This is a genomic window from Planctomycetaceae bacterium, assembly GCA_039680605.1.
Taxonomy (GTDB): domain Bacteria; phylum Planctomycetota; class Phycisphaerae; order SM23-33; family SM23-33; genus JAJFUU01.
Genome location: JBDKTA010000033.1, coordinates 122,920 through 149,093, shown reverse-complemented (window position 1 = coordinate 149,093; position 26,174 = coordinate 122,920). Strand labels below are relative to the sequence as shown.

Annotated in this window: 23 protein-coding genes; 20 read left to right on the top strand and 3 right to left on the bottom strand. The window is 65.1% G+C overall.

The window, feature by feature from the left end; translation table 11 throughout:
* Positions 1-12: 12 nt before the first annotated feature.
* On the bottom strand, positions 13-1,524 hold the full coding sequence (locus ABFD92_09980) for an alpha-L-arabinofuranosidase C-terminal domain-containing protein (GenBank protein ID MEN6504857.1): 1,512 nt from the start codon (positions 1,522-1,524) through the stop codon (positions 13-15).
* A 148-nt stretch (positions 1,525-1,672) separates the two neighbouring features.
* Between ABFD92_09980 and ABFD92_09975 the strand changes: the two genes are divergently transcribed.
* The 5 genes from ABFD92_09975 (at position 1,673) to lpxI (ending at position 7,936) form a co-directional block, all read left to right on the top strand.
* Complete coding sequence (locus tag ABFD92_09975; GenBank protein MEN6504856.1) at positions 1,673-2,470, top strand: Nif3-like dinuclear metal center hexameric protein; 798 nt, start codon at positions 1,673-1,675, stop codon at positions 2,468-2,470.
* A 183-nt stretch (positions 2,471-2,653) separates the two neighbouring features.
* A complete protein-coding gene (gene lysS / locus ABFD92_09970; protein MEN6504855.1) occupies positions 2,654-4,114 on the top strand; it encodes a lysine--tRNA ligase in 1,461 nt (486 codons plus the stop codon).
* Positions 4,115-4,336: 222 nt separating this feature from the next.
* A complete protein-coding gene (locus ABFD92_09965; GenBank protein MEN6504854.1) occupies positions 4,337-6,355 on the top strand; it encodes an FtsX-like permease family protein in 2,019 nt (672 codons plus the stop codon).
* Positions 6,348-7,043 (top strand): ABC transporter ATP-binding protein, encoded by a 696-nt coding sequence (locus tag ABFD92_09960; GenBank protein MEN6504853.1) that lies wholly within the window; start codon positions 6,348-6,350, stop codon positions 7,041-7,043. Before ABFD92_09965 ends, ABFD92_09960 begins: the two co-directional genes overlap by 8 nt.
* A 2-nt stretch (positions 7,044-7,045) precedes the next feature.
* Positions 7,046-7,936, top strand: coding sequence for a UDP-2,3-diacylglucosamine diphosphatase LpxI (gene lpxI / locus ABFD92_09955; protein ID MEN6504852.1), 891 nt, complete (start codon positions 7,046-7,048; stop codon positions 7,934-7,936).
* On the opposite strand, the gene ABFD92_09950 is transcribed toward lpxI, so the two are convergent.
* Complete coding sequence (locus ABFD92_09950; GenBank protein ID MEN6504851.1) at positions 7,918-8,136, bottom strand: hypothetical protein; 219 nt, start codon at positions 8,134-8,136, stop codon at positions 7,918-7,920. The two genes, lpxI and ABFD92_09950, sit on opposite strands and share 19 nt — an antisense overlap.
* Positions 8,137-8,340: 204 nt before the next feature.
* Here ABFD92_09950 and queA point away from each other — a divergent pair, with 204 nt between their 5' ends.
* Positions 8,341-9,456 carry a tRNA preQ1(34) S-adenosylmethionine ribosyltransferase-isomerase QueA gene (gene queA, locus ABFD92_09945; GenBank protein ID MEN6504850.1) on the top strand — a complete coding sequence of 372 codons (1,116 nt, stop codon included), beginning with the start codon at positions 8,341-8,343 and terminating at the stop codon, positions 9,454-9,456.
* 6 nt (positions 9,457-9,462) lie between these two features.
* Here queA and ABFD92_09940 read toward each other — a convergent pair whose 3' ends face one another.
* Positions 9,463-11,001 carry a hypothetical protein gene (locus ABFD92_09940; GenBank protein ID MEN6504849.1) on the bottom strand — a complete coding sequence of 513 codons (1,539 nt, stop codon included), beginning with the start codon at positions 10,999-11,001 and terminating at the stop codon, positions 9,463-9,465.
* Positions 11,002-11,237: 236 nt separating this feature from the next.
* On the opposite strand from ABFD92_09940, the gene ABFD92_09935 reads away from it, so the two are divergent.
* The 14 genes from ABFD92_09935 (at position 11,238) to ligD (ending at position 26,174) form a co-directional block, all read left to right on the top strand.
* Positions 11,238-13,229 (top strand): right-handed parallel beta-helix repeat-containing protein, encoded by a 1,992-nt coding sequence (locus ABFD92_09935; GenBank protein MEN6504848.1) that lies wholly within the window; start codon positions 11,238-11,240, stop codon positions 13,227-13,229.
* Between the two features lie 113 nt (positions 13,230-13,342).
* A complete protein-coding gene (locus tag ABFD92_09930) occupies positions 13,343-14,035 on the top strand; it encodes a PTS sugar transporter subunit IIA (GenBank protein MEN6504847.1) in 693 nt (230 codons plus the stop codon).
* 10 nt (positions 14,036-14,045) lie between these two features.
* Positions 14,046-15,989: a proton-conducting transporter membrane subunit gene (locus ABFD92_09925; protein MEN6504846.1), complete on the top strand. Its 1,944-nt coding sequence runs from the start codon at positions 14,046-14,048 to the stop codon at positions 15,987-15,989.
* Positions 15,986-16,900, top strand: a complete 915-nt coding sequence (locus ABFD92_09920; protein MEN6504845.1) for an NADH-quinone oxidoreductase subunit H — start codon at positions 15,986-15,988, stop codon at positions 16,898-16,900. The genes ABFD92_09925 and ABFD92_09920 overlap by 4 nt, the downstream gene beginning before the upstream one ends.
* A 2-nt stretch (positions 16,901-16,902) precedes the next feature.
* A complete protein-coding gene (locus ABFD92_09915; GenBank protein MEN6504844.1) occupies positions 16,903-17,547 on the top strand; it encodes an NADH-quinone oxidoreductase subunit K in 645 nt (214 codons plus the stop codon).
* Positions 17,548-17,551: 4 nt separating this feature from the next.
* Positions 17,552-19,006 carry a proton-conducting transporter membrane subunit gene (locus ABFD92_09910; GenBank protein ID MEN6504843.1) on the top strand — a complete coding sequence of 485 codons (1,455 nt, stop codon included), beginning with the start codon at positions 17,552-17,554 and terminating at the stop codon, positions 19,004-19,006.
* Positions 19,006-20,547, top strand: coding sequence for an NADH-quinone oxidoreductase subunit C (locus ABFD92_09905; GenBank protein ID MEN6504842.1), 1,542 nt, complete (start codon positions 19,006-19,008; stop codon positions 20,545-20,547). The genes ABFD92_09910 and ABFD92_09905 overlap by 1 nt, the downstream gene beginning before the upstream one ends.
* Before the next feature lie 53 nt (positions 20,548-20,600).
* Entirely contained in the window at positions 20,601-21,335 is a 735-nt protein-coding gene (locus ABFD92_09900; GenBank protein MEN6504841.1) for a 4Fe-4S binding protein, read from the top strand.
* A 134-nt stretch (positions 21,336-21,469) separates the two neighbouring features.
* The gene (locus tag ABFD92_09895; protein MEN6504840.1) at positions 21,470-22,660 is read left to right on the top strand and encodes a hypothetical protein; all 1,191 of its coding nucleotides are present in this window, start codon (positions 21,470-21,472) and stop codon (positions 22,658-22,660) included.
* 27 nt (positions 22,661-22,687) lie between these two features.
* Positions 22,688-23,575 carry an SDR family oxidoreductase gene (locus tag ABFD92_09890; protein ID MEN6504839.1) on the top strand — a complete coding sequence of 296 codons (888 nt, stop codon included), beginning with the start codon at positions 22,688-22,690 and terminating at the stop codon, positions 23,573-23,575.
* Between the two features lie 22 nt (positions 23,576-23,597).
* Positions 23,598-23,774: a DUF1328 family protein gene (locus ABFD92_09885; GenBank protein MEN6504838.1), complete on the top strand. Its 177-nt coding sequence runs from the start codon at positions 23,598-23,600 to the stop codon at positions 23,772-23,774.
* Positions 23,775-23,785: 11 nt separating this feature from the next.
* Positions 23,786-24,304 carry a ferritin-like domain-containing protein gene (locus ABFD92_09880; GenBank protein MEN6504837.1) on the top strand — a complete coding sequence of 173 codons (519 nt, stop codon included), beginning with the start codon at positions 23,786-23,788 and terminating at the stop codon, positions 24,302-24,304.
* Between the two features lie 84 nt (positions 24,305-24,388).
* Entirely contained in the window at positions 24,389-25,213 is an 825-nt protein-coding gene (locus ABFD92_09875; protein MEN6504836.1) for a Ku protein, read from the top strand.
* Positions 25,203-26,174, top strand: coding sequence for a non-homologous end-joining DNA ligase (gene ligD, locus ABFD92_09870; protein ID MEN6504835.1), 972 nt, complete (start codon positions 25,203-25,205; stop codon positions 26,172-26,174). Before ABFD92_09875 ends, ligD begins: the two co-directional genes overlap by 11 nt.

Below are 26,174 nucleotides of genomic sequence, written 5' to 3'. Positions count from 1 at the left end.
AACAAGCTGTGCTTATGCGTTCAGTCGCAGCACGGTCACTGATGCGGCCGGTAGCGAGAGACAAACCACATCCGCCGGCGCGGGGGCGGGCAGGTCGGCCGGCATTACCGCGGTGGGGCGGGCGAAGGTGTTGGCGGCATCAAGGCCGGCGCCGCCGAGGCGGCGCATCTGCTTGACGCTCCATCGCGCGGCGTCGGGAATGGCCAGGTCCACTTTCATTTCAGTGTCGGGGCTGAGGTTCAGCAGCGAGAGCAGGATGCCATCGTCGCTCTTTGTCGCCGAGACGGATAGGGCGGCGCGGGTTTTACCGCCGGGCAACGTCAGCGCCGGCGGGAAGTCGACGCGCGTATCGAGCACCTGGCCGCCGCGGTGGCCGCGGAGCATCTCGAAGACGTGATAGCTCGGCGAGCAGTAGAACTTCTCGCCTTGCGTGAAGATCAGCGAATGCAGCACGTTCATCGTCTGGGCCAGGTTGGCCATGGCCACCTTCTCAAAACGGTGGAACACGTGCAGCACAGCCGCGGCGAAAAGAGCGTCGCACATGTCCGAGGGCTGACCGAGGCCGGCGGTGATGTCGGCTTCCTTTCGCCACAGGCCCCACTCGTCCACGGCGATGTCGACGCTGTGATAATCGCGCGTGTACTTCACCGCATATTCTGTGTACAGCTTCAGGTTGGTCTCCATGCCTTCCAGCGAGGCGATGAACTTGAGGTGCTTGGTGGCCGGCGGGTCGTCGGCGGTTGCATCGCCGCCGGCGTAGAAGTGGTACGCCAGCAAGTCGCAGAAGCACATGACGGTGTCGCGCTCGCCTTCGGGGATCGAACTGAAGAACGGATCGAGCCAGCCGGGCATCAGGGCCAGCACGGTCCTGGCGTCGTTGATGTTCTTGCTCCAGGGCAACTGTGCCTGCGAGGCAAACATCTTGACGTACCCCGCGAACCGCCGCACGCTCAGGGCGTACTGGGCAGCGCCCATCAGCCCGTCGAGGGCGTAGTTGGCCTCGTTGCCCAGGCCCCAGAACATCACGTTGAACGGCGCGGGGTGCCCGTTGGCCGCCCGCTGGCGCGTGAGCGTGGTATCGGCGGCGCAGTTGCAGTACTCGGCCCAACTTCGGGCTTCTTCCACCGTGCCGGTGCCCAGGTTGCAGCAGAGATATTTTTGCGTCGCCGGGCCCAGCAGCTCGCAGAACCGCATGAACTCGTGCGTACCGAACTGGTTGCTCTCGATGGCGTTCCAGCCCAGGTTCTGCCGCACCGGCCGAGCGTCGCGCGGGCCGATCCCGTCGGCCCAGTGGTAATTGTCAGCCCACTGCCCGCCCGGCCATCGCACCACCGGCGGGGCGATCTTGCGCATGGCATCGAGAGTGTCCAGGCGGATCCCGCCGTCGTTGGGGATGTCGGACCCCTCGCCCACCCAGATGCCGTCATAGATGCACCCGCCCAGATGCTCGATGAATTGCCCCTCGATGTAAGGACTGATGCGGTGTTTGGTCTGGTTGGGCAAGATCTCGATGCGAACACTCATGCCGGCTCCTTTGGCAGGTAGGAATGATGGAATAATGGAATACTGGGTTTGTCATTGCGAGTCCATATCCAATATTCCGTCATTCCAATATTCCATCATTCCGTCTTTCCCTGTACCATCGGCGCATACCCGATGTAAAGGAACCACAATGAAAGTCAAAGACTTCCTGGAACACTTTCTTTCCCGCGCCGACTGGATCAATCGCGAACACACCGTCGACCGCGTGATCGCCGGCGACGCTGAGGCCGACGTCGACCGCTGCCTGGTCACCTGGATGCCCAGCTTCGCCCACGTGCGCGAGGCGGTCAAGCAGGGTGTCAAGCTGCTGGTCGCCCACGAGCCGACGTTCTACTGCCATCACGACGACCGCCCGGAGATCCACCCGCCCGAGTACAAGATCGTCCAGGAGAAGCTGGCGTTCATCAAAGGCAGCGGCCTCAACATCGTGCGCCTGCACGACACGTGGGACCGTTGGCCGGCGATCGGCATCCCGTCGGCGTGGGGGCAGTTCCTGCAACTGGGCGACAAGCCCGTGGCGTTCGGGGCCGACAACTATCTGCACCGCCACGATATCGCCCCGACAACGCTGGGCGCTTTTGCCGCGCACGTGGCCAATCGCTGTGCGACCATCGGCGAGCCGCGCGTGCAGGTCACCGGCGACCTGCAGCAGACCGTCAGCAAGATCGGCGTGGGCACCGGCTGTGGGTGCGACATCAACACGTACCGCTCGATGGGCTGCGACTGCTCGGTCGTCTGCGACGACGGTTCGTGCTACTGGGCGGGCATCCAGATGGCCCGCGACGACGGCCATCCGGTTATCCGCGTCAACCACGGCACCAGCGAAGAGCCCGGCATGGTCACGCTGACGCGGTACATCAATGAGAACCTGCCCGTGAAAGCCCAGCACCTGCCGCACGGGTGCATGTTTGAGTTGGTCGGGGCGTGATGCAGTTGTGAGTTGTGTGTTGTGAGTGGTGAGCGGGATGAACGCGCGCCGGGTGCCATGGCGGCCGGGTCGGTTCATTCTCACTGCTCACAGCTCCCCGGCGCTTGACGCCGCGCGGGCGATGGGGGATCATGTACCATCCGTGTAACGCCGGTATCCGCGGGTCTTCTGGAAAGTCCATTCATGCTGGAAAAAGTGCAGGCAGACAGGCAGGCCAACCTCGACAAGGTTCGCGAGTTGGGCATCGACCCCTACGGTTGGCGGTATGACACCGCTGCGCCGGTCACGGCCGTCCTGGAAGGGTATAAGGAAGACGCTGAAGGTCACGCCCTGGAAGGCCAAGCCGCCGACGTGGCGGGGCGCGTCGTGCTGTTTCGCGACATGGGCAAGATGATCTTCGCCCACCTGCGCGACCAGAGCGGGCAGATGCAGATCGCCCTGCGAAAGAATGACCTGGACGAAAAAAGCTGGGCCCTGGCCAAGCTGCTGGACCTGGGCGACATCGTGGCGGCCGCGGGGCCGCTGCAACGCACCAAGACCGGCGAGATCACCGTCTGGGCCAAGCGCCTGACGCTGCTGTGCAAGAGCCTCGAGCCGATGCCCGAGAAGTTCCACGGCCTCACCGACACCGAGACGCGCTACCGCCAGCGATACCTGGACCTGGCGGCCAACCCGGACTCGATGGCCGTTTTTCAGAAGCGCGTGGCGATCATCAACCACATTCGCGCCAAGCTGGCTGCCCGCGGATACGCCGAGGTCGAGACGCCGATCCTGCAGCCGATCTACGGCGGCGGGGCGGCGCGGCCGTTCACGACGCACCACAACACCCTCGACGCGGACCTGTTCCTGCGCATCAGCCCGGAACTCTACCTCAAGCGCCTGCTGGTGGGCGGAATGCAGAAGGTCTTCGAGATCGGGCGCAACTTCCGCAACGAGGGAATCGACACGCGGCACAATCCTGAGTTCACGATGATGGAACTCTACGAGGCGTACGCCGACTACGAAGTCATGATGGAGATCACCGAAGATCTGATCGCCACGGCGGCTGAAAAAGTCGCCGGCGGGCTCAAGATTCCCTACGGCGAGACGACGCTGGACCTGACGCGTCCCTGGCCGCGCGCGACCTACGGCGACCTGCTGCAGCAATATGCCGGCGTGGCGATGCGCGATTCGGCCGCCGTGCGCGCCAAGGCGCGCGAGCTGTGCCTGCAGGAGTCCAACAAGGACGACGCGGTGGTGATCAACGAGGTCTTCGAGGCTACCGTCGAGCCGGCGATGGCCAAAATGACCGCGCCGCTGTTCGTGAAGGACTACCCCGCCGAGATCTGCCCGCTGACGCGCCGCAAACCGGACGACGCGACCATCGCCCTGCGGTTCGAGGTGTTCATCGCGGGAATGGAGATCGGCAACGCGTATACTGAACTCAACGACCCGGCGATTCAGGAAGCCAACTTCCTCCAGCAGGTCAAGGGCGAAGGCGACGGCGCGGCCATGCGGCAGATGGACGAAGATTTCGTCACCGCCCTGCGCCACGGCATGCCCCCAGCCGGCGGCCTGGGGATCGGGATCGATCGAGTGGTGATGCTGCTGACGAATCGGCAGAGCATCAGGGATGTGGTTTTGTTTCCGCTGTTGAGAAGCTGAGAAACAAATTCGAAATCCCAAATTCGAAATTCGAAACAAACAACAATGAGAAGCAAGAAACAAGGAACAATAGGAAACAGCAGGCAAGGGTGGCTCGCTGGACTCGCCGCGACAGCGGACGTACTTTATGTGTGCGTTCATTTGGTCCTTGCTTTTGTTTTTTCGCTGTTTGTTGTTTGTTTCGTATTTCGGATTTCGAATTTCGGATTTTCTTTTTAGACCATGTACAAACTCCACCTACTCCTGACCTACCTGCGAAGCAAGGCGCTGGCCATTCTGGCGGTGCTGGGCGTCATGGCGTGCGTATTTCTGATGCTCGTCAGCGTCAGCGTCATGAGCGGGTTCCTGTGGAAGATCGAGCGGGCGGCCAAGGGGCTTTTCGGCGACGTGGTCGTCGAGGCCGGCGGCGTCTCCGGAATGGCGTACTACGACGAGTTCATTTCCGAGGTGACGGCCAAGGTGCCCGAGGTCAAAGCCGGTTCGCCGTTCATTCTCGCGTACGGTCTTCTGCCGGTGCCGGGCACCGATTTCCGCCAGACGATCCAGATCGCCGGAATCCGCCTGCCCCAGCGCGTCGACGTGTCGGACTTCGAGCAGGGGCTGTATTTCCAGGCCGGCGTCGATCGCCCGACGTTCGATCCGCCGGCGAAACTGCTGCTGGAACGGATCAAGCAGGACGACGACTGGGTGGCCTCGATCCGCCAGCGCGAGCTGCTCAAGGTCTACGCCCTGAGGACCGACCGGAACAAACTTCTGCCCATCCAGCGCCGTCGCCTGGACACGCTGCTGGACGCCTCGCCGCCGGTCAGCGGCGATGACATGGACTGGCTCAGCACCCTGCCGCAGAAGACGGCTGACGACCTGACTGAATCGCAGATGCACGAGATCCTCCGCGCGCAGGCGATGGCCGAACGGATCCAGACGACCTCGATCTTCCGCCGCCGCGCTCAGCGGTGCATCCTCAATACCCAGAAGTACCGCCAGCAGCGGGCGAGCCTGTACAAGGAACTGGCTCAGGCCCGGGACAAAGGCCCCGCCGCCTCCACCACCGCCGCCCTCGGTGAAGCCCTGGTGCTGCTGGATAGGCTGGCGGCCGAGGATTTTCTGCGCACGAACAAGGCGGTCGCGGCCAAGATGCCCGCTCTCAAGGACGAACTCAAACGCTCCGGGGACGGCCTGCCCACTGTCGAGACGGTCGACGCCCTGGACACCTGCCTGGCACTGACGCAAGAGTACCTGATGGGCGACGAGGCCCACCGCGTGGTTCTGGGACTGGGCATCGGCGGGCTGTCGTTCCGCTCCTCCAACGGCGAGACGATCCGCCACGTCGTGCCGGGAAACAAGATCTCGCTGCTGATGCTGCCGTTGGGCAAGGCGACCGGGACGGCTTTGCCCGAAGTGCAGATGGCCGACTTCACCATCGTCGACGACAACCGCAGCGACGTCTCGAGCATCGACTCGAAGTTCGTGTACATTCCCTTCGAGACGCTCCAGGCGATGAACAACATGGCCGCCGAGCACTCCGCCGAGGACCCCACGCGGATGGTCGTGCCGCCTCGCTGCTCGCAGATCCACTTCAAGGTCGACCTGGATCAGTGGAAGCCCTCGGCGCTCATGGCCTCGCGGCCGTGGTGGCGCGGACGCCCCTCGGAAGAAGAAATGCTTCAGGACGTTGCGGGCAAGATCCAGGACCTCTGGAAGACTTTCTCGGCGGACCCGCGCCGGGCGATGTCGGCCGACGTTTCAATCGTGACGTGGCGGCAGTTGCAGCGGCACGTCATCGGGCCCATCCAGCAGCAGCGCACGCTGGCGATCGTGATGAACAGCATCATGTGGGGCGTTTCGGTGCTGCTGATCGTGGTGATTTTGTACGTGATCGTGGTGCAGAAGACAGCCGACATCGGGATCGTCAAGGCCGTGGGCGGTTCGTCGTGGGGCGTGGCGGGCATTTTCTTCGGCTACGGGGCGATCATCGGCCTGATCGGCTCGGTGCTGGGGGCTGTTCTCGGGTGGCTGTTCGTCAGGAACATCAACCCCGTGCAGGACTGGACCGACGCGGTGTTCGGGTTCCGCGTCTGGGACCGCGAGACGTTCATGTTCGAGAAGATCCCCAACGAGCTGGACTGGTCTGCCGCGGTCTGGATCATCGCCGGGGCGATAGTGGCCGGGCTGATCGGGGCGCTGATTCCGGCGGTGCGGGCGGCGCGTATGCAGCCGGTGGAGGCCCTGCGCTATGAGTGACCTGGCGATCAAGGCGCAAGGGCTGACCAAGAGCTACCGCATGGGGCGCTCGACGCTTCGGGTGCTGCGCGGGGTGGACGTGCAGGTTTGCAAGGGCGAGTTCGCCGTGGTGGTCGGCGCCTCGGGCAGCGGCAAGAGCACGCTGCTGCACCTGATCGGGCTGCTGGACAAGCCCGAGGGCGGCTCGATCTGGCTCGACGGCATCGACGCGGCGAAACTGCCCGCGGCCGGGCGCAACCTGGTGCGCTGCCGCGACGTCGGCTTCGTCTTCCAGTTCTACCATCTCGTGCCCGAGTTGAACATCGTCGAGAACGTGCTGCTGCCGGTGAAGGTGGACAGCCCGATTCTGTCCTGGCCGCGGCGGCGCCGCGCCGCCCGGACGCGCGCGGCAGAATTGCTCGAGTCGCTGGGCTTGGCCCAGCGCCTGCGCCACCGCCCGCGCGAGCTCTCCGGCGGCGAACGCCAGCGCGTCGCCATCGCCCGAGCGCTGATCAACAACCCCAAGGTGCTGCTGGCCGACGAACCCACCGGAAACCTCGACAGCGTCACCGGAAAGCAGATCATCTCGGTGCTCAAGGACTTCAACCGCCAGCACGGACAGACGATCCTCATGGTCACGCACGACAACAATCTCGCCCAGCAGGCCGACAGCATCTTTCGCCTCACCGACGGGCGGTTGAGCAGTTGAGCATGCCGATGGACACCGACCTCAAACGCGAGCCCGTGGGATTGATCGCTGGAAGCGGACGCCTGCCGTTCCTGGTGGCCAACGGGATCATCGCCACCGGTCGACCCCTGATCACGATAGGCTTTTCCAGCCTGGCGTCGGTGCGGCTCAAGGGATTATCGGATAATTTCAGTTGGGTGGGGATTGTTCGCGCGGGGGAATGGATCCGCTTTTTCAAGAAGCATGGCGTTCACGAGGCGGTCATGGTCGGCGGGGTCAAGAAGCAGGCCATCTACACCCCGCTGAGGCTTTTGCGGTATGTTCCCGATATCCGCTCGGCTAAGATATGGTACCTGCGGCTGCGCAAAGACAAACGCGACAACGCCGTGCTGCTTTCGGTGGCCGACGAACTGCGAAGCGAAGGAATCGAACTGGTGTCCAGCGTGAAATACTGCCAGGAGCATCTGGCCGACGAAGGGCTGATGACGCACAAACCGCTGCCCGGCGGCGTGGCGGCCGACGTGGACTTTGGTTGGTACATCGCCCGCGCCAGCGCGGACCTGGACATCGGCCAGAGCATCGCCGTCAAGGAGCGCGACATCATCGCCGTCGAGGCGATGGAGGGCACCGACGCGATGATCCGCCGAGCGGGGCGCGTCTGCCGCAAGGGCAAGTGGATCATGGTCAAGGTTGCCCGGCCCAAGCAGGACATGCGGTTCGACGTGCCCACCGTCGGCCCAAGCACCATCCGAAACCTGCGAGACGCCAAGTGCGCCTGCCTGGTCGTCGAGGCCGGAAAGACGCTCATCGTCGACAAGCCCGCAACGCTGGCGCTGGCCGACAAGTTGGGCATCGCCGTCGTCGGAAAGGGCGCCGCCGCGACGCCGCCGAAAAGCTACGATGTGCCGGCCTGACTATGCGGGCCGAGGTTGGTGGCGTGAAGACTGGCGGCTGTCAGGATGTGGCGGAGTCGCTCGACGCTGATGCTGTTCAGGAAATCGTCGGTGAAGTCCATGTCAAAATCGCATTGGATGCCCCGCAGCAGCCGGATCAACTCGCAGCGGTCCAGCGTCTGCAGCGAAGCCACGAACTCGATTGCGTGTTTTGGGGGCATTAAAGAAACCTGCCAACAAGGGCGCCCTAGCTTCTATCGGATGACTAGGCCGCGGCTGTGAACAATTTGTGGATAAGCGTTGGACGAAGATGGTAACCTTCTAGTTGTTAAAAAGTTACCGCAAGGTAGACTGTTGCGGTCGCTGTTAGGAGATTTGGGAAATGATAGGAGAAAGCACCTAGGAAACACCTAGGTAAATCACCTGTGGAAGCGCTCTGTACAAATGATTTCGACTACGCTCTGCCGCCCGATCTGATCGCGCAGTTTCCCCCGCCGCAGAGGGGGCAGTCGCGCATGATGGTGCTCGACCGCCCGCGGGGCGGCCTCAGCGGCTGTAGCTTTGCCGATCTGCCGCGATTCCTTCGTCGCGGCGACGTGCTGGTGGTCAACGACACGCGCGTGCTGGCGGCGCGGTTCTTCTGCCGCCGCGCGTCGCGGGGGCGCATCGAGGGGCTCTTTCTCCACCAGAGCCAGCCCCGGCAGTGGCAAGTGCTCCTTAAAGGCGCCGGGCGATGCCGCATCGGCGAGGTTCTTGTTCTGGAAAACGCCGAAGATATTTCGCTGACGCTCCAACGCAACCTCGGGCAGGGACACTGGCAGGTCGCCACGTCCACGTCTGAGGCCGCCGGCGGAATCCTCGCCCGCGCCGGGACGGTTCCCTTGCCCCCGTACATTCGCCGCGACGGCCGCTGCGACGACCAGCAGGACCGCCTGCGGTACCAGACCGTCTATGCCCGCCGCGACGGCGCGGTGGCCGCCCCGACGGCGGGGCTGCACTTCACGCAGGAGCTTCTGGCCGAGTTGGCCGGCATGGGCGTCGACGTCGTCCGCGTGACGCTGCACGTGGGCGTGGGCACCTTTGCCCCGGTCAAGGCCGACCGCCTCGCCGACCACCAGATGCACAGCGAGTGGTACGAGCTTTCCGCCCCCGCCGCCGAACGGCTCAACGCCGCCCGCGCCGCTGGCGGACGCATCGTGGCCGTGGGCACCACCTCCGTCCGCGTGCTGGAGACGATCGCGTCAGCCAACGCGGCGGGGGGTGCGGGCGAGAGTTCAGCCCGACAGGCCGCCCCATGCCCCCTTTTCGTCAGCGGCAGCGGATGGACGGACATCTTCATCTATCCGCCAGCCGTGTTTCGCGCCGTCGACGCGCTGATCACGAACTTTCATCTCCCCCGCAGCACGCTGCTGATGCTGGTGGCGGCATTCTGCAGCCCCGGCTCGACCGACGGCGTGGGGATGATCCGCCAGGCGTATCAGCAAGCCGTGCGGGAGAAGTACCGCTTCTTCTCTTACGGCGACGCGATGTTGATCCTGTAACGCGGGCTATCCCTGCTTCTTCGCCTGGGGCGCCGGTGCCGGCGCCGGGGGCGTCCGCAGCCCTTCGATCGCCGCCGTGATGCACTTCATGACCGCGTCGCGCTGGGCGGATTCGATCTTCTTGTCGGTCACAGCCGCGGTGAGGGCGGCTTGGACTTTCTGCGACTGGGCCTTGGCGGCGTCGCAGGCCTTGGCGTCGCCGGCGTTGACTTTGGCCAGTTCAGCGGCGAAGGCGAGCAGGGCCTTGGCGGCATCGGCGCCCAGGGCCTTGTCGATGTCGGCGGGGTTAGCCCGCAGGAGGACGCCGTCGCCGCCTTTGAGTTCCACGGCCACGTAGCGTCCGGGGCAGAACTTGCGCGGGGCCTTGGGGTCCATGGCGTCGCGGTCGAGAATCTCGACCAGTGGGATCGTCTGGCCCAACGCCACCCAGGTCTTCCGCAGCGGCGGGTCGTCGCCCACGCGGATGGCGCGTTTGTCGCCGACCATGACGTAGTCCGGGTTGGTCTTGGCATCCTTGGCGCCCATGCGGCTCTCGACGACGTGTACGCCGGCAAAAAGGGCATCGTCCATCTCGCGGATGGGTTGATCCGGCCCGCACTTCAGGGCGCTCTTGTGAGTATCTCCCTGGAAGTCGGTGTGGTACACGCCCAGGCTTCGCGTGCCCCAGAGATGGCGGCCGACCACTTTCCACGCGTAGTTCTGGATGTCGCCGGAGTTCTTGTGGAAGTCGAGGCGTTCGGGGATCATCCACTGCAGCTTGTGGGGCAGGTAGGCGAAGTAGATGAATCCCTGGGCGCCGTACGCCAGGCCGGCCGTGATGCTGAAGCGATGCTCGCTGTAGGAGTGACCGAAGATGATCGGCCACATCGCCAGGCTGCCCTTGTTGCAGACTTCCCGCTCGTACTCCATTTCGGCGTAGTAGCGGATGCGCGACCAGGCGCCGCCCTTGCCCTTCATGAACTGGTAGTTCATGGTCGCCAGGATGCGGCAGTCGGTGTCGTTGCGCGGGTTGGCGGTGGGATACTTCGAGATGAACGCCGCCAGGTGCGGGTGGGTGCCTTTCAGCGCGGTCGCGGTGCGCATCACTTGTCCGCGATATCCCTCGCAGTCGTCGTCCATGACGAAGCCCAGCAGCGCCGGATGGTCGCCGACGCCGGCCTTGTTGAAGAACCGTTCTGCCAGATGCTCGGGCGTGACGCGGAACGTCGGGACGATCAACCGCATGTTCGTCTTGAGGCAAGGCTCGAGCATCCGGTCGTCGTCGATCAAAACGGTGAACCCGGCGGCCTTGGCCCGTTCGCAGTACGACTCGTCGTACGGCTGGCGGCGTTTGGGGTCCTTCTGCCGGTCGCCGTGGAAGCACCAAGCCGCTATCGGGAACGCGTCAAACCGCAGATACCGCTCCATGCACTTCAGCGGTGGGTTGACGAAGTTCTTCTCGCTCCAAGGCGCGGTGTTGCCCGGGCTCGTCGGCGCCGCAGCGTCAGCCGCCACCGCCGCCGTCGCCATCGCCGCAATCACGCAAATCACGATCATGCTCTTCATGTTGAAAATCCTTTCGCTGGACATGATAAACCCGCCACGCCGCCTCGCGTATCGCACAACTCCGTTGTGCGCGCAGGAAGACAGCCACGGCCGTCTTAAGGGACCATGGCTCCACGGTGACACAGGCGATCCGTTATTGTCGGGCAAAAACAGCAGCCAGCCAAGGGGGTGGTATAATCTGCCGGCGCCCGGGCTGCAGCCTTGGAGGCCCTCAGGATTCTTGAAAGGATACAGGTATGACCGCTTTCTTTGTTTCACCTGCTGGCAATGATGCCAACTCTGGAACGATCGAGTCGCCGTTTGCCACTCTTGCTCGCGCTGCCGCGGCTGTGCGGCAGCTCAAGCAGCCTGGCGGGACGTGCGTGTTCCTGCGAGGGGGGATTTACTGCCTTGGCGAGTCTTTTTCACTGACGGCTGACGATTCAGGGACGGCTGACGCGCCGGTGACCTATCGCTCGTATGAGGGCGAGACGGCGCGGCTGGTGGGCGGGGTGGTGATTCCGCCGGCGGCGTTCAAGCCGGTGTCCGATCCGCGGACGCTGGCGAGGCTGGAGCCGGCGGCAGCGCCGCACGTGCTGGTGGCGGACCTGGGCGCGCTGGGCGTGGGCGGCATCGAGCCCTGGGCGGATTACTCCCAAGGGGCGTTTGGAGCGATGGAACTGTTTGTCGACGGCGCGCCGGCCGTGGTGGCGCGGTGGCCCAAGGAGGGGTGGTCGAAGATCGTCAAGGTGGTCGATCCCGAGGACGACACGCGCATGCCGGGTCGGCCGGCAAAGCCCGGCGGTTTCGTGTACGAGGGGGAGCGGCCCTGCCGCTGGAAGCTCGACGAAGGCGTCTGGGCCAGCGGGTACTGGTGCTACGACTGGTCCTACGACACGATGCGCATCGAGTCCATCGACACGCAAAACCGCATCATCCGCTTCGCTGCCCCGACGACGTACGGCTTCAACTCTGACGGCCATCGGCGGTACTTCGTACACAATCTGCTGGAAGAACTCTCCGCCCCCGGCGAGTACTACCTCGACGCGCGGCGCGGGCTGCTCTATTTCTACCCCGCTGGTCCCTTCGGCGAAGGCTCGTGCGTGCTCTCGACGCTCAAGGCGCCGATCGTCTCGCTGCACGCCGTCAGTCACGTGCGTCTGGAGGGCCTGACGATCGAAGGTGGTCGCGGCCACGGCGTCGAGATCGTCGGCGGGCGGGGCGTGGCGATCAGCGAATGCACGATCCGCAACGTCGGCCACAGCGGGGTGCAAGTCGGCGGCGGAGTCGACCATCACGTCGACGGCTGCGAAATTTCGTACACCGGCACGTTCGGCATGCACGCCGTCGCCGGCGACCGCCGGACTCTCACGCCGGCAGGGCATCAGATCACCAACTGCCATATGCACCATTTCAGCCGCCTGCAGCGGACTTACGCCCCGGCGATCCAGATCCGCGGCGTGGGGATGCGGGCGGCGCACAATCTTCTGCACGACGGTCCGCACACGGTCGTGCAGTACCACGGCAACGATCTGATCATCGAGTACAACGAGATTCACTCCGTCTGCGGCGAGACCGGCGACGTGGGCGTCATCGGCACCGGCCGCGACTGGGCGATGGGCGGATGCATCGTGCGGTACAACTTCGTGCATGATATCAGCGGCCTGGGCCCGGTCGGGGCGGTGGCGATCTATGTCGACGACCTGGGCGGCGGCGTGACCATCCACGGCAACATCATCTACAAGGTGCAGCGCGGCTTTCTCATCGGCGGCGGGCGGCAAAACGTGCTGACCAACAACATCGTGGCAGACTGCCCGGTGCATACGCAGCTCGACAGCCGCGCGCTGAACTGGACGCCGCACTTTGCCGAGGAAGGCAACGACCTGCGGAACAACCTCGCGACGGTCCCGCATACGACGCCGCCGTGGTCGACGCGATTCCCGCTGCTGGCCAGGATCCTCGATGACGAGCCGGCTTGGCCTAAGCACAACGTCTTCCGCAATAACGTGCTGTACAAGACGGCGCCGATCTGGGTGGCCAAGGAGTTCACGCAGGTCTCCGATGTCTCGGACAACTGGGCAACCGACGCCGATCCAGGCTTTGTGGATGCCGAAAATCGCGACCTGTGCCTCAGGGCCGACGCGCCGGTCTTCAACCACCTGAGTGGCTTTGAGCCGATCCCCTTCGCCCGGATTGGTCCGCGCAAGAAGGAACACCGCGGCACCTGCCCCTGCTGCTCGCGGCATTGACAGAAGGACTGTGCCACTTTTTCGATTCCACATTCTTGACTGGCTTTAATTTAGGTGGTAAATTGTCCAACCTTGTCCAGGAATGTCCAACGTTCGGGACAAAAGGATGCACCATGAAACTAGGCGTACGAGACGCTGCCGCGCTGTTGAGCGTATCGGAAAAGACGATCTATCGCTGGATTTCGCAGCGAAAGCTTCCGGCGTATCGCGTCGGAGACCAACACCGCTTCAGCCGCGCCGAGCTGCTGGAGTGGGCCACGTCGCAGCGGCTGGGCGTCTCGCCGGACATCCTTAGAGAGGATGAGGGCGGCGACATACCCAGCCTGCACGAGGCGCTAAGGGCCGGCGGGGTGTTCTACCGCGTGGGCGGTTCGGACAAGACGGCGGTGCTTCGCAGCGTCGTCGAGATCATGCCCCTGGGCGAAGATGTCGACCGCGAGTTCCTGCTGCAGGTGCTGCTGGCCCGCGAGTCGCTGGGCTCGACAGGCATCGGCGAGGGGCTGGCGATCCCGCACGTGCGCAACCCGATCGTGATGCACATCCCGCGGCCGATGATCTCGCTGTGCTTCCTGGAGACGCCGGTGGACTTCGGGGCGATCGACCACAAGCCGGTCCATACGCTGTTCACGATCGTCAGCCCGACCATCAAGGCGCATCTGAGCCTGCTGTCGAAGCTGTCGTTCAGTCTGCGCGAGGGGGCCTTTGCCCAGGCGGTCAGGGATTGCGCCTCGCGCGACGAGCTTTTGCTCCAGGCGTCGCTGCTGGAAAAGAGCGACCCATCGGCCGTCGCCGCAGTGGATGCGTAGAGGCGACACGATGGTTATCTACATCATCTTCATGGCAGTGCTGGCGGCGGGGGCGCCGATATGCCTTTTCCTGGGCCGTCGCGCATCGGCCAACACTGTCGGCGCGGCTGTGGCGGTAATCGCCGGGGCAGCGGGTCTGGTTTGCGGGATAGCGGGCTTCATCGGCCAGCAGTGGGATTTGAACCTTCCCTGGAGCGTGCCGATGGGCTCGCTCCACGTGGCGATGGACGGTCTGAGCGGTCTGTTCCTGTCTTTGATCAGCTTGGTCTGCGCCTTGGCGGGGGTGTACGCCAGTGGCTACCTGCGGCCCGGGCGGGCGCACCTGGGCTCGTGCTGGTGTTTTTATTTGCTGCTGTTTGCGTCCTTGGGGGTCGTGGTGACGGCGCGCAACGCGGTGCTGTTTCTGGTGGCGTGGGAGGCGATGTCGCTGACGTCGTTCCTGCTGGTGATGTTCGACCACCATCGCCCGGAGGTGGTGCGGGCGGGGTGGACGTATCTGGTCGCCACGCACCTGGGGACGGCGTTTCTGCTGGTGATGTTCCTGCTCTGCGGGCGCGGCGGCTCTATGGAGTTCGACGCGATGGACCCGCACGCGGCCGGCGCGGGTGTGATCTTTCTGCTGGCGGTGATCGGCTTTGGCACCAAGGCCGGATTCCTGCCGCTGCACGCGTGGTTGCCCGAAACCTATCCCGCTGCCCCGTCGCACGTGACGGCGGTTATGAGCGGCGTGATGAGCAAGACGGGCATCTACGGTCTGCTGCGGATGCTTGAGGTCCTCGGTCCGCCGCCGATGTGGTGGGGCGTTACGCTGGTGGCTGTCGGGGCGGTCTCGGGCGTGATGGGCATTCTGCTGGCGTTGGCGCAAAACGATCTCAAGCGCCTGCTGGCGTATTCGAGCGTCGAGAACGTCGGGATCATCACGCTGGGCATCGGCATCGGCCTGATCGGCCGCAGCAGCGGCAATGACACGATGGCCGTGCTTGGCTTTGCGGGCGCGCTGCTGCATGTGCTTAATCACGCGATGTTCAAGTCGCTGCTGTTCATGGGGGCCGGGGCCGTGCTGCACGCCACAGGCACGCGTGAGATCAACCGCTTGGGCGGTTTGATGAAACGCATGGGCACGACGGCCACGATGTTCTTGATCGCCTCGGCAGCGATTTGCGGGCTGCCGCCGCTGAACGGGTTCGTGGGCGAGTTCTGCCTCTACGTCGCTTCGCTGTCGGCGCTGGAAGGCGGCGTGGCGTGGGCGGCCGTGGCGGCAATCGGTTCGCTGGCAATGATCGGCGGGCTTGCGGTGGCGTGCTTTGCCAAGGCGTTCGGGATCGTGTTTCTGGGCTCGCCCCGCAGCGAAGAGGCGGCGGCCGCGCACGAAGCGCCGGCGTCGATGCGCGTGCCGATGATCATTCTGGCGGGGCTGTGCGTGGTGATGGGATTGTGCCAGCCGCTGATAGTCGCTTCGCTGCGTGGTAGTGTGCTGGGACTGGCCGCGGCTCCGCGTCCGCCGGAGGCATTGCAGGCCTTGTGGTGGATCAGTGCGGCGGGTGCGGCTTTCATCGTGCTGGTGATCGTCCTGGCGCTGCTTCGTCGGCGAGTGCTTAAGGGCCGCAGCGTGGCCAAGGGCGTCACGTGGGACTGCGGTTACGCTGCCCCGGACGCGCGCATGCAGTACACGGCGTCGTCGTTTGCCATGCCGCTGGTGGCGATGTTCCGGGCGCTGCTGGGGACGAAGGATACGATCGAGCGCCCGCAGGGGCTGCTGCCGCAGTCGGCCTCGGCCCAGACTCGCACCGAGGACCCGTTCATGCGGCGGGCGTTTCGGCCGGCGTTCATGGCCGTGGGCTGGCTGGGCGGGCGGCTCAAGTGGGTGCAGCAGGGGCGCAACCAGCTTTACGTTCTCTACGTGGCCCTGACGGTGCTGGTGCTGCTGGCATGGAAGCTGGGGGGCCGCCCATGACGCTTTACTCGCTGATTCATCTGGCGATGGCGCTGGCGGGCGCTCCGCTGCTGCTGGGCATCGTCAACCGCGTCAAGGCCAAGATCGGCGGGCGGACCGGTCAGCCGCTGCTGCAGTTGTACTATGACCTGGCCAAGCTTCTGCGCAAAGGCGCCGTCTACAGCGAGACCACGACGTGGGTCTTCCGCGCCGGCCCGCTGGTGGGCCTGGCGGCGGTGATCGTCGCGCTGCTGGTGGTGCCGCTGGGCGGACTTGCGGCGGTGGCGTCCTTCAGTGGCGACCTGGTGCTCCTGGCGTACATGCTGGGGCTGATGCGACTGGCAACGGTGCTGGCCGCTCTCGACACCGGCTCGGCGTTCGAGGGCATGGGCGCCAGCCGCGAGGTGCAGTTCGCCGCCCTGGCCGAACCGGCAATGCTGCTGGGGCTGGCGTCGCTGGCGGCACTGACGGGCAAGCTCTCCCTCAGTGCGATCCTGGCCGAGCTGTCGCCGGCGTCCCTGCCGCCTCTGGCGGCCGCGGCGCTGCTGCTGGTGGCCGCAGCGGTCTTCATCGTGCTGCTGGCCGAAAACTCCCGCATTCCCTTTGACGACCCGAACACGCACCTGGAACTGACGATGGTTCACGAGGTGATGGTGCTCGATCACGGCGGTCCGGACCTGGCGGCGATCCAATACGGCGCGGCCCTGAAGCTCTGGGCGTACGCGGCGGTGCTATCGAGCATCGCCATCCCGATCCGCACCGCCTGGCCCGCCTGCGATCTGTTGGTGGGCGCCGCCGGCGTGGTCGCGATCGCCGTGGCGGCAGGGCTGGTGGAATCGGGCATGGCGCGTCTGCGGATGCTGCGCGTGCCCCAACTGCTTCTGGCGGCCGTGGTGCTCTCGCTGCTGGCGCTGGTGCTGGTGCTGAGGTGACGATGCCGGCGATTCTTTACATCCTGATCGTTCTGTTGATGCTGCTGAACTTCCGTCTGCTGGGCAGCAGCCGCATCGCCGCGTGCATCCAGACGGTCGCGGCGCAGGCGGTGCTGTTCGGCGCCACGGCCGTGGCGATCAACTGGCCGCACCTGCATTGGCAGATCGGTCTGATCGTGATTCTGAGCGTTGTGATCAAGGCGGTGCTGCTGCCGTGGCTGCTGCGGCGTGCGGTGCGGGAGTCGGGCGCGTCCCGCGAGATCGAGCCGCTGGTCGGGTTCAATCTCTCGCTGCTGCTGGGCGTGGCCCTGCTGGGCCTGTGCCTGCTGGTGGCCTCATCGCTGCCTGTCCCGGGCGACACGTCCAACGGCCTGCTGCTGCCGGCGGCGCTGTTCACGGCCGTCACCGGCCTGTTCCTGATCATCTGCCGCAAGAAAGCCGTCACGCAGGTGCTGGGCTACCTGACGATGGAAAACGGGATCAACGCATTCGGAATGGCCTTCGCCGTCAACGAGACGCTGCTGGTGGCGATGGCCGTTCTGCTGGACGTGCTGGTGGCGGTGCTGGTGATGGGCATCGCGATCTACCACATCAGCCGCGAGTTTGACCACATAGACACCGACAAGCTGTCGGCCCTGAAGGAGTAGAGGCGTGATCTGGGCCATCCTGTTGCTGCCGGCGCTGAGCGGAGGGGTCTGTGCGATCCTGCGCCGTCACCGCCTGCGACGCGGCCTGCTGGTGACCACGGCCATCGCGCAGGCGGCGATGGTCGCCTCGTGCTGGGTTTGGCAACCGGCCCCCACAGCCGCGGGCTGGCTCGCACTTGACGCCACCGGTTTGCTGTTCCTGAGCATCACCACCGCGCTGTTCCTGGCGGCCGCGTTTTACGCCGCCGGATATCTCCGCAGCCAGGGCGATGAAGAACTGACCGACTACCAGGAAGGCTTCCTCTTCACCAACAGCCCCCAGGCCGCCTTCACTGCCTGCCTGCTGATCTTCCTGGCGGCGATGAGCCTGGTCGCCGTCAGCCGCAACCTGGGACTGCTCTGGGTCGCCGTCGAGACCACTACCCTGGCCAGCGCCCCGCTGATCTACTTCCACCGCCACCACCGCAGCCTCGAGGCCACCTGGAAGTACCTGCTGATCTGCTCGGTCGGAATCGCCCTGGCGATGCTGGGCAACTTCTTTTTGGCCGTCGCCGGAGCGGGACAGGACGCGCACCTGACCATGGAGTCGATGATCGCCCACGCGGCCGCACTCGACCCGACGTGGCTCAAGGCCGCATTCATCCTCTGCCTGGTCGGCTACGGCACGAAGATGGGCCTGGCGCCGATGCACACGTGGCTGCCCGACGCGCACAGCGAGGCGCCCTCGCTGGTCTCGGCGCTGCTGTCGGGGGCGCTGCTCAACTGCGCCTTGCTGGCGATACTCCGCATGCACGCCATCACGTCGGCGGCGGGCCTGGGCGAGTTCAGCGGCTCGCTGCTGGTGCTGCTGGGCCTGGTGTCGATGGCTCTGGCGGCGATCTTCATCATCCACCAGGTCGACTTCAAACGAATGCTGGCGTATTCGAGCGTCGAGAACATGGGCATCATCGCCCTGGGCGTCGGCGCCGGCGGCGCCGCGGCCGTCGGAGGCATGTTCCACGCCGTCAACCACTCGCTGATCAAGGCCATGCTGTTCCTGGTGGCCGGCAACATCCTGGCGTCGTATCGCACCAAGAGCTGCCCGCAGGTGCAGGGGCTGCTCCAGAGCAACCCCGCAGGCGGCGTGCTGTGGCTGGCCGGACTGCTGGCCGTGGCGGGCTTTCCGCCGTTCGGGTCGTTCATGAGCGAATTGGCGATCCTTCAGGGTCTGCTGGCGGACCATCGATATTTCGTGGCCGCGGCGTACCTGGCGGCGCTGGGCGTGGCGTTCGCGGCCATGGCGCGCATCATCCTGCCGATGGTGTTTGGCGCGGGCACGTCAGAGACACTTGCAGTCCGGCGTGAGCCGTTCTGGTCCATTGCGCCGCCGGCAGTCTTGTGCATAGCGGCCCTGACGCTGGGGGTCTACATGCCGCCCTGGCTGGGCGCACTGCTGCAGCGCGCCGCGGGAGGCCACTGATGAACGCCAACCCTCTGTTGAGAATCCGCAACGGCGAGTGCTTCGACGCCAGCGGCGTCCCGCTGGTGAGCATTGACGACCTGCGTGAGACCATCCTCACGCAGGTGGAATCCGGCGCGCGCATCGCCTCGTTTTTTGGGACAGATCTGGGACGTGACGGCGGGAAGACGGCGGCCACGCCACCCGAGCGCGTGCGCCTCATCTGCGTGCTGGCCTTCGACAACCGCTCCGAGTTGGGCGTGATCGCCGCCGACGCCGAGCGGGCATACCCGTCGCTGACGCCGGATTGTCCGCAAGCGCACTGGTTCGAACGCGAGATCTTCGAGCAATGGGGCGTTGAACCGATCGGCCACCCCTGGCTCAAACCGATCCGCTTTTCTCCTGCCCGCTCTTGCTCTGTCGCGGAGTCTGTCAGTGTCGTCCCCGCTCCCGCTCCGGATTGTTTCCACATGCAGGGCGAGGAGGTGCATGAGGTGGCCGTGGGCCCGGTGCATGCCGGCGTGATCGAGCCGGGGCACTTCCGGTTCCAGTGCCTGGGCGAGACGGTCTACCACCTGGAGATTTCGCTGGGTTACCAGCACCGCGGCATCGAGCGGGCGCTGGTCGCCCGCCCCGGCCCGCGCACGCGGCACTACATCGAGACCCTCGCCGGCGACACCACCGTCGGGCACATGCTGGCGTACTGCCGGGCGATGGAATCGCTCACAAGCACCCACGTGCCCCCGCGCGCCCAGGCCATCCGAGGAATCGCCGCCGAGCTTGAACGCCTGGCCAACCACGTCGGCGACCTGGGCGCCCTGGCCGGCGATGTGGGGTTCCTGCCCACGCAGAATTATTGCGGGCGCCTCCGTGGCGACCTGTTGAATCTGACGGCCGCCATCTGCGGCAACCGCTTCGGGCGCGGGCTCATCCGCCCCGGCGGGGTCGCGTGGGACCTGGACCACGAGCGGGCCGACGCCATGCTCGCCTTGCTTGAGGCTGTGGAGAAAGATGTTCGCTCAGCGGTCGAGTTGATGTTCGAGGCCCCGTCGGTCCTGGCTCGGTTCGAGGGCACCGGCGCGGTCAGCGCCGAGACGGCAGAGCAGATCGGCCTGGTGGGACCCGCCGCCCGCGCCTGCGGGCTCGAGCGCGACGTGCGGTTCAACCACGCGTACGGCATCTACCGCTTCGCGACGCTGCCGGTGGCGACCTGGCACAGCGGCGACTGTTTCGCCCGCGCGTACGTGCGGTGGCAGGAAATCCAGCGGTCGTTCGAGTTCGTGCGAGACCAGCTCCGGGCCTTGCCCGCCGGCGCGCCGGCCAACGAGCCGGGGGCGGCGGCCACGGGCAAGATGGTCGTGACGCTGGTGGAAGGCTGGCGGGGCGAGATTTGTCACGCGATGGCCACTGACGCCCAGGGTCGCATCGCCGCGTACAAGGTCGTCGACCCGTCGTTCCACAACTGGTTCGGCCTGGCGATGGCGTTGCGCGACCAGCAGATCAGCGACTTTCCCCTGTGCAACAAGAGCTTTAATCTGTCCTACTGCGGACACGATCTGTGAGGTAGCCCGTGCTGCGCGTGATACGAGAACGACTTGCTCAGAAGCATCGCACGATGAAATACCCCGCCGGACCGGCGCCGGTCCTGCCGGACCGCTTCGCGGGTCGGCCGGTGATCTCGCCCACATGCACCGGCGGCGCCTGTGCCGGGTGCGGCGACCTGTGCCCCAGCGGCGCGCTTCAGCCGCAGATGATCGAAGGCAAGGCGTCGCTGCGGATTGATACCGGCAAATGCCTCTTCTGCCGAGCGTGCGAGAACGCCTGCCCCAATGCGGCTGTCAAGTTCAGCGGCGAGTACCGCCTGGCGGCCGCGTCGCGCGAGGATCTGCTGGTGGGCTCCGGCAGCGAGGCTTTTGCCCCCGCCCTGGTCGAGCGGGCCCGCAAGGTGTTCGGGCGATCGCTCAAGCTGCGGCAGGTGTCGGCGGGCGGGTGCAACGCCTGCGAAGCCGACTGCAACGTGCTGGGCACGCCCGCGTGGGACATGGGGCGCTTCGGCATTTCGTTCGTCGCCTCGCCGCGCCACGCTGACGCCCTGCTGATCACCGGTCCGGTCACGGCCAACATGCGTTTGGCGCTGCTCAAGACGTACCAGGCGCTGGCCGAGCCGAGGATCGTCATCGCCGTCGGCGCCTGCGCGATCTCCGGCGGCGCGTACGCCGGTCACGACGAGGTCTGCGGCGGGGCGTCCGAAGTGGTGCCGGTGGACTTGTTCATTCCGGGTTGCCCACCGCATCCCCTGACGATCCTCGACGGTCTGCTGCGCCTCATCGGCCGCGGCGACCTGGCGTAGGGTCTAATTTGACTGCCAAATCAGCGGTCTGCTGCGCCGGGCGCAATTGAAATGCTATTGCGCCAGGCCCTAAGATTTTGTGCGGCCACCGTGGACGCATGAAAACTGTCCGGCCAAGAAAGAGGGGAAATACCATGGGCTTTCAACCTTTAGGGGAGAAAGGGATCCCGCTGGAAAAGCAGTTTCTCAGTTGGGATGAGGCCAACGTCAAACCGTTCGACCGGTTCGAGGTGCATCCATACACGCGTACGCGGGTGATCTTGATGAACGGGATCGAGGTTGAGGGGGCAATCTTCAAGCACCAGTTCGCCCGGCACTGCGACGACATGGATATCCGTCGCAAACTCGCCGCCACCCGGCGCGTCGAGCAGCAGCAGCAGAAAATGGTCAACTGGCTCATCCCCGGCGATCAGACCAATATTGAGGTCACCCTGGGTTTCGAGCAGGTGGCTGTCGACCTGACGAGCTGGCTGGCCAAGACCGAGCCCAACCCGCACGTCAAGGCCGCCTTGGACTACGCGCTGCTGGAGGATTTCGATCATCTGTACCGCTACGCGAACCTGTACGCGATGACCGAAGGCGGCGACGCGGTAGCCATCATCGGCGACGACCTGACGGAGGTATTTCCCGGACGTCCGACCGAGGTCGAGCACCAGCACCCGTTTGACACGATCCGCACGCCGGCCAACGGCAAGAAGGTCGACTTCCTGACCAAGCTGCACATTCTGACGATCGTGGCGGCCGAGCAGCAGACGATGAACCTGTACATGAACATCGGCAACCGCCCGGTGGACCGCCTGGGGCGCGGGTTGTACCTGGAGATCGCCCAAATCGAAGAGCAGCACGTTTCGCACTACGAATCGCTGGCCGACCCGACGGAGAGCTGGTGGGCCCGAGCGGTCATGCACGAGTACAACGAGGTCTTCCTCTACTACTCGTGCCTCCAGAGCGAGACCGACAAGCGCATCAAGAAGATGTGGCAGTTCCACCTGGATTGCGAGATCGACCACCTGCACCGCGCATGCGAAATGCTCAAGGAGCAGGGCAAGATGGACCCGGCTGAGATCCTGCCCGACGAGATGCCCGACGACCTGGTGATCTTCGAGTCCAACAAGGCCTACGTGCGGAACGTGCTGGCCGAGCAGGTTCACCTGACGACCAACCGCGAGAAGATCGTTTCCGGTGACGACGCGCCTGAGACCTATATCCAGTTCCAGGAAACGGTGAACGCCGAGTCGGTCCCCAGCCGCGACGTCATTGAGCAGAACAGCGATGAGTACCGATTGGAGATCCTCGGGCCGCACCCGATTGAGTCGTTGCGGTAGTGATCGGCTCGTGAAGGGGAAACGGATATGGCCAAGAGCGACGTGAAAAAGAAGAAAGGCGGGCGCCCGCCGGCGAAGGGGCGAAAACCGCAGGACCAGCCGCCCGGGCGCCAGAGCCAGATGGAGGAAAAGCCCCGGTCCGAAGCGGCCGACTATCGCCCCGCCGGACGCATGAAGGGCAAGGTGGTCATGATCACCGGCGCCGACAGCGGGATCGGGCGGGCGACGGCCGTCGCCTTCGCCAAGGAGGGCGCCGACGTGGCGGTTCTGTACCTCGACGAACACGAGGACGCCCGCGAGGCCAAACGCCTCGTCGAGGCGCAGTCGGTGCGATGCATCACCATCAGCGGCGACATCGGCGACAGCGCCTTCTGCAGGCGGGCGGTCCAGCAGACCCTCAAGGAACTGGGACGGCTGGACGTGTTGATCAACAACGCGGCTGAGCAGCACCCGCAGGACCGCTTGGAGGACATTACCGACGAGCAGTTGCAGCGGACGTTCCGGACGAACATCTTCGGGATGTTCTACCTGACCCGCGAGGCGTTGCCGCACCTGCCGGAGGGTTCGGCCATCGTCAACACCACCAGCGTGACGGCGTACCAGGGCAACAGGCAGTTGCTGGATTATTCGTCGACCAAGGGGGCGATCGTGTCGTTTACGCGATCGCTGGCGTTGTCGCTGGTGGATCGCAAGATCCGCGTCAACGCGGTGGCGCCCGGTCCGATCTGGACGCCGCTGATTCCCTCGACGTTCGAGGAAGAGAAGACGGAGACGTTCGGACAGTCGGCGCCCATGAAGCGTCCGGGGCAGCCCGACGAAGTGGCGCCGTGCTTCGTCTTCCTGGCCAGTGACGACGCGTCGTTTATCACCGGCCAGGTATTGCACCCCAACGGGGGGTCCATCGTTAATGGTTAACAGCCGTAAAGGAAGGTGACCTATGTTGTATTGGGCTTTGGTGTTTCTGATTATCGCCATCGTGGCTGCGATCTTCGGTTTTGGCGGCATTGCCGCCGGCGCCGCGACGATCGCGCAGATCCTGTTCTGGATTTTCGTGGTCGTGTTCATCGTGGCCCTGATCCTGGGGTTGACGCGCGGGCGCGGCCCCAAGGTGTAAGGAGTTGAATTATGTCCATCACGGGATATCTCAAGAGCGGAATGAAGTCGCTCGACAGCATGGAAGACCTGCTTGTCGAGGAACTCAAGGACCTCTATGACGTGGAATCGAGGTTAATCGAGGCGCTGCCGGAGATGGAAGAAGCCGCCAGCGATCCTCAGCTCAAGGCCGCCTTTCGCGAGCATCTTCGGGTGACGCAAGGCCAGAAGCGCCGCATCGAGCAATGCTTTGAAATGCTCGATATGGAACCCGAACGCGAGACTTGCGATGGCATCAAGGGCATCCTGGAGGAAGGCGATGCCCTGATCAAGGCCGACGGCGACCCGCAGGTAAAGGACGCGGCATTGATTGCCGCGGCGCAGCGGGTCGAGCACTATGAGATCGCCGCCTACGGCGCTGCCCGCTCGTTCGCGCAGCACCTGAACTATGACGACGTGGCCGATCTGCTCCAGCAGACGCTGGACGAAGAAGGCCAGACCGATCATAAGTTGACGGAGATCGCCTTGACCAACGTCAATCCGGTGCTCTAAGCACCTGGGCGGGCTGGCCCCCGCCTGTTGATTTGCCCGCCGCCGGGGCGTTAGCGCCGCGGCGGCGGGCGCGGAGGGACGCCCATGGCTATTCGTACCATGTGGCGAGGCGTTATCGTCTTTGGCAAAGCACGCGTGCCGGTCAAAATGTACGCCGCCGCCGAAAGCCGCGGCCTCGCGTTTCACCTTTTGCACGACCAGGACAACGTCCGCCTGGCCCAGCAGATGGTCTGTCAGCTCGAGGACAAACCCGTCGAATCCGACGAGATCGTCAAGGGGCTCGAGGTCGACGACGACCATTACGTCCTGGTCGAACCGCAGGAGCTGGAAGAGCTTGAGCCCCAGAGCGGGCGGGATATCGCCGTCGAGGCGTTCGTGCCCCTCGATGAACTCGACGGGCGGTACTTCGACCGCCCGTACTATCTCGGACCCGACGACCAGCCCGATCAATACGCGGCCCTGGTGCAGACGCTGGATGAGTCCGGACGGGCCGGAATCTGCCGATGGGCGTTCCGCAAGCGGTCGTACGTCGGGGCCGTCCGAAGCCGCCAGGGCGTGCTCGAACTGGTGACGCTGCGGACCAGCGACGAAGTGGCGGCCGTCAAGGACCTCGATCTGCCCCAGGCGAAACTCTCGCCCAAGGAGCTCAAGACGGCAGAGTATCTCGTCGAGCAGTTGACGAGCGATTTCGACATCGGCAAGTACCACGACGACTTCCAGGCGGCGATGGAAGATCTCATCAAGACCAAGGCCGGCGGCGGGCAGGTCAAGAAGCGCAAGGCCGCCAAATCCAAACCCACCGAGCCCAGGGAACTGCTCGACGTGCTGGAGGCCAGCGTCGCGCGGCTCAAAGGCGGCAAGGGCAAAGCCCCCAAGGGCGGAGGGAAGAAACGTGCCCGTGCGGCCTGACATGCCGACGCATCTGCGCCCGATGCTGGCTGTCGGCGGCGCCATGCCGCCCGACCCTCAGTCATGGGCCTTCGAGTACAAGTGGGACGGTGTGCGGGCGCTGGCGTATTGGAGCGGCGGTCGCATGACGCTGCAAAGCCGCAACCTCAACGACATCACCGCCCGCTATCCGGAACTGGTGCCGCGGGCCGACGAGATAGGCTGCCGCAGCGCCATCTTCGACGGCGAAATCATCGCCCCCGACGAGCAGGGGCGCCCCAGCTTTCACCGGCTTCAATATCGCATGCACCTGACTGGCCGCCGCGTGCAGCAGGGGGCCGAGGCGGCGCCGGTGATGTACTTCCTGTTCGACATTCTCTGGCGCGACGGCCGCTCGCTGATGGACGAACCCTACCGGATGCGACGACGGGAATTGGCCGCGGTGACGCTCACGCAGCAACGCTGGCGCGTCCCGCCCAGCCACGAAGGACGCGGGCCCGAGATGCTCGCCGGCGCCCGCCAGTGGGGGCTCGAGGGGCTGGTGGCCAAGCGACCGCAGTCGCCGTACCGCCCCGGCCAGCGCGGCGGCGACTGGGTCAAGATCAAGATCGTACACCGCCAGGAGTTTGTCATCGGCGGGTGGGAGCCCCGGGCCCGACAGGGTGCGCAGATCGGCTCGCTGCTGGTGGGCTACCACGACCAGCGCGGGCGCCTGCGCTTCGCCGGGCGCGTCGGCACGGGCTTCGACGCCCGCCTTCACCGCGACCTGACGGCGCTGTTCGCCAAGCTGCAGCGAAAGAAAACCCCCTTCGCAGACCCCATCGACCGCGGACCGGCGCCGGCGGTCTTCCTGGCCCCGCGCCTGGTCGCCGAGATCGACTATCGCCGCTGGCCGGCCGGGCAGCGACTGCAGCAGGCCTCGTTTCTGGGCCTGCGCGACGACAAGGACCCCAAGGAGGTCGTTCTGGAGGAAAGGAAATAG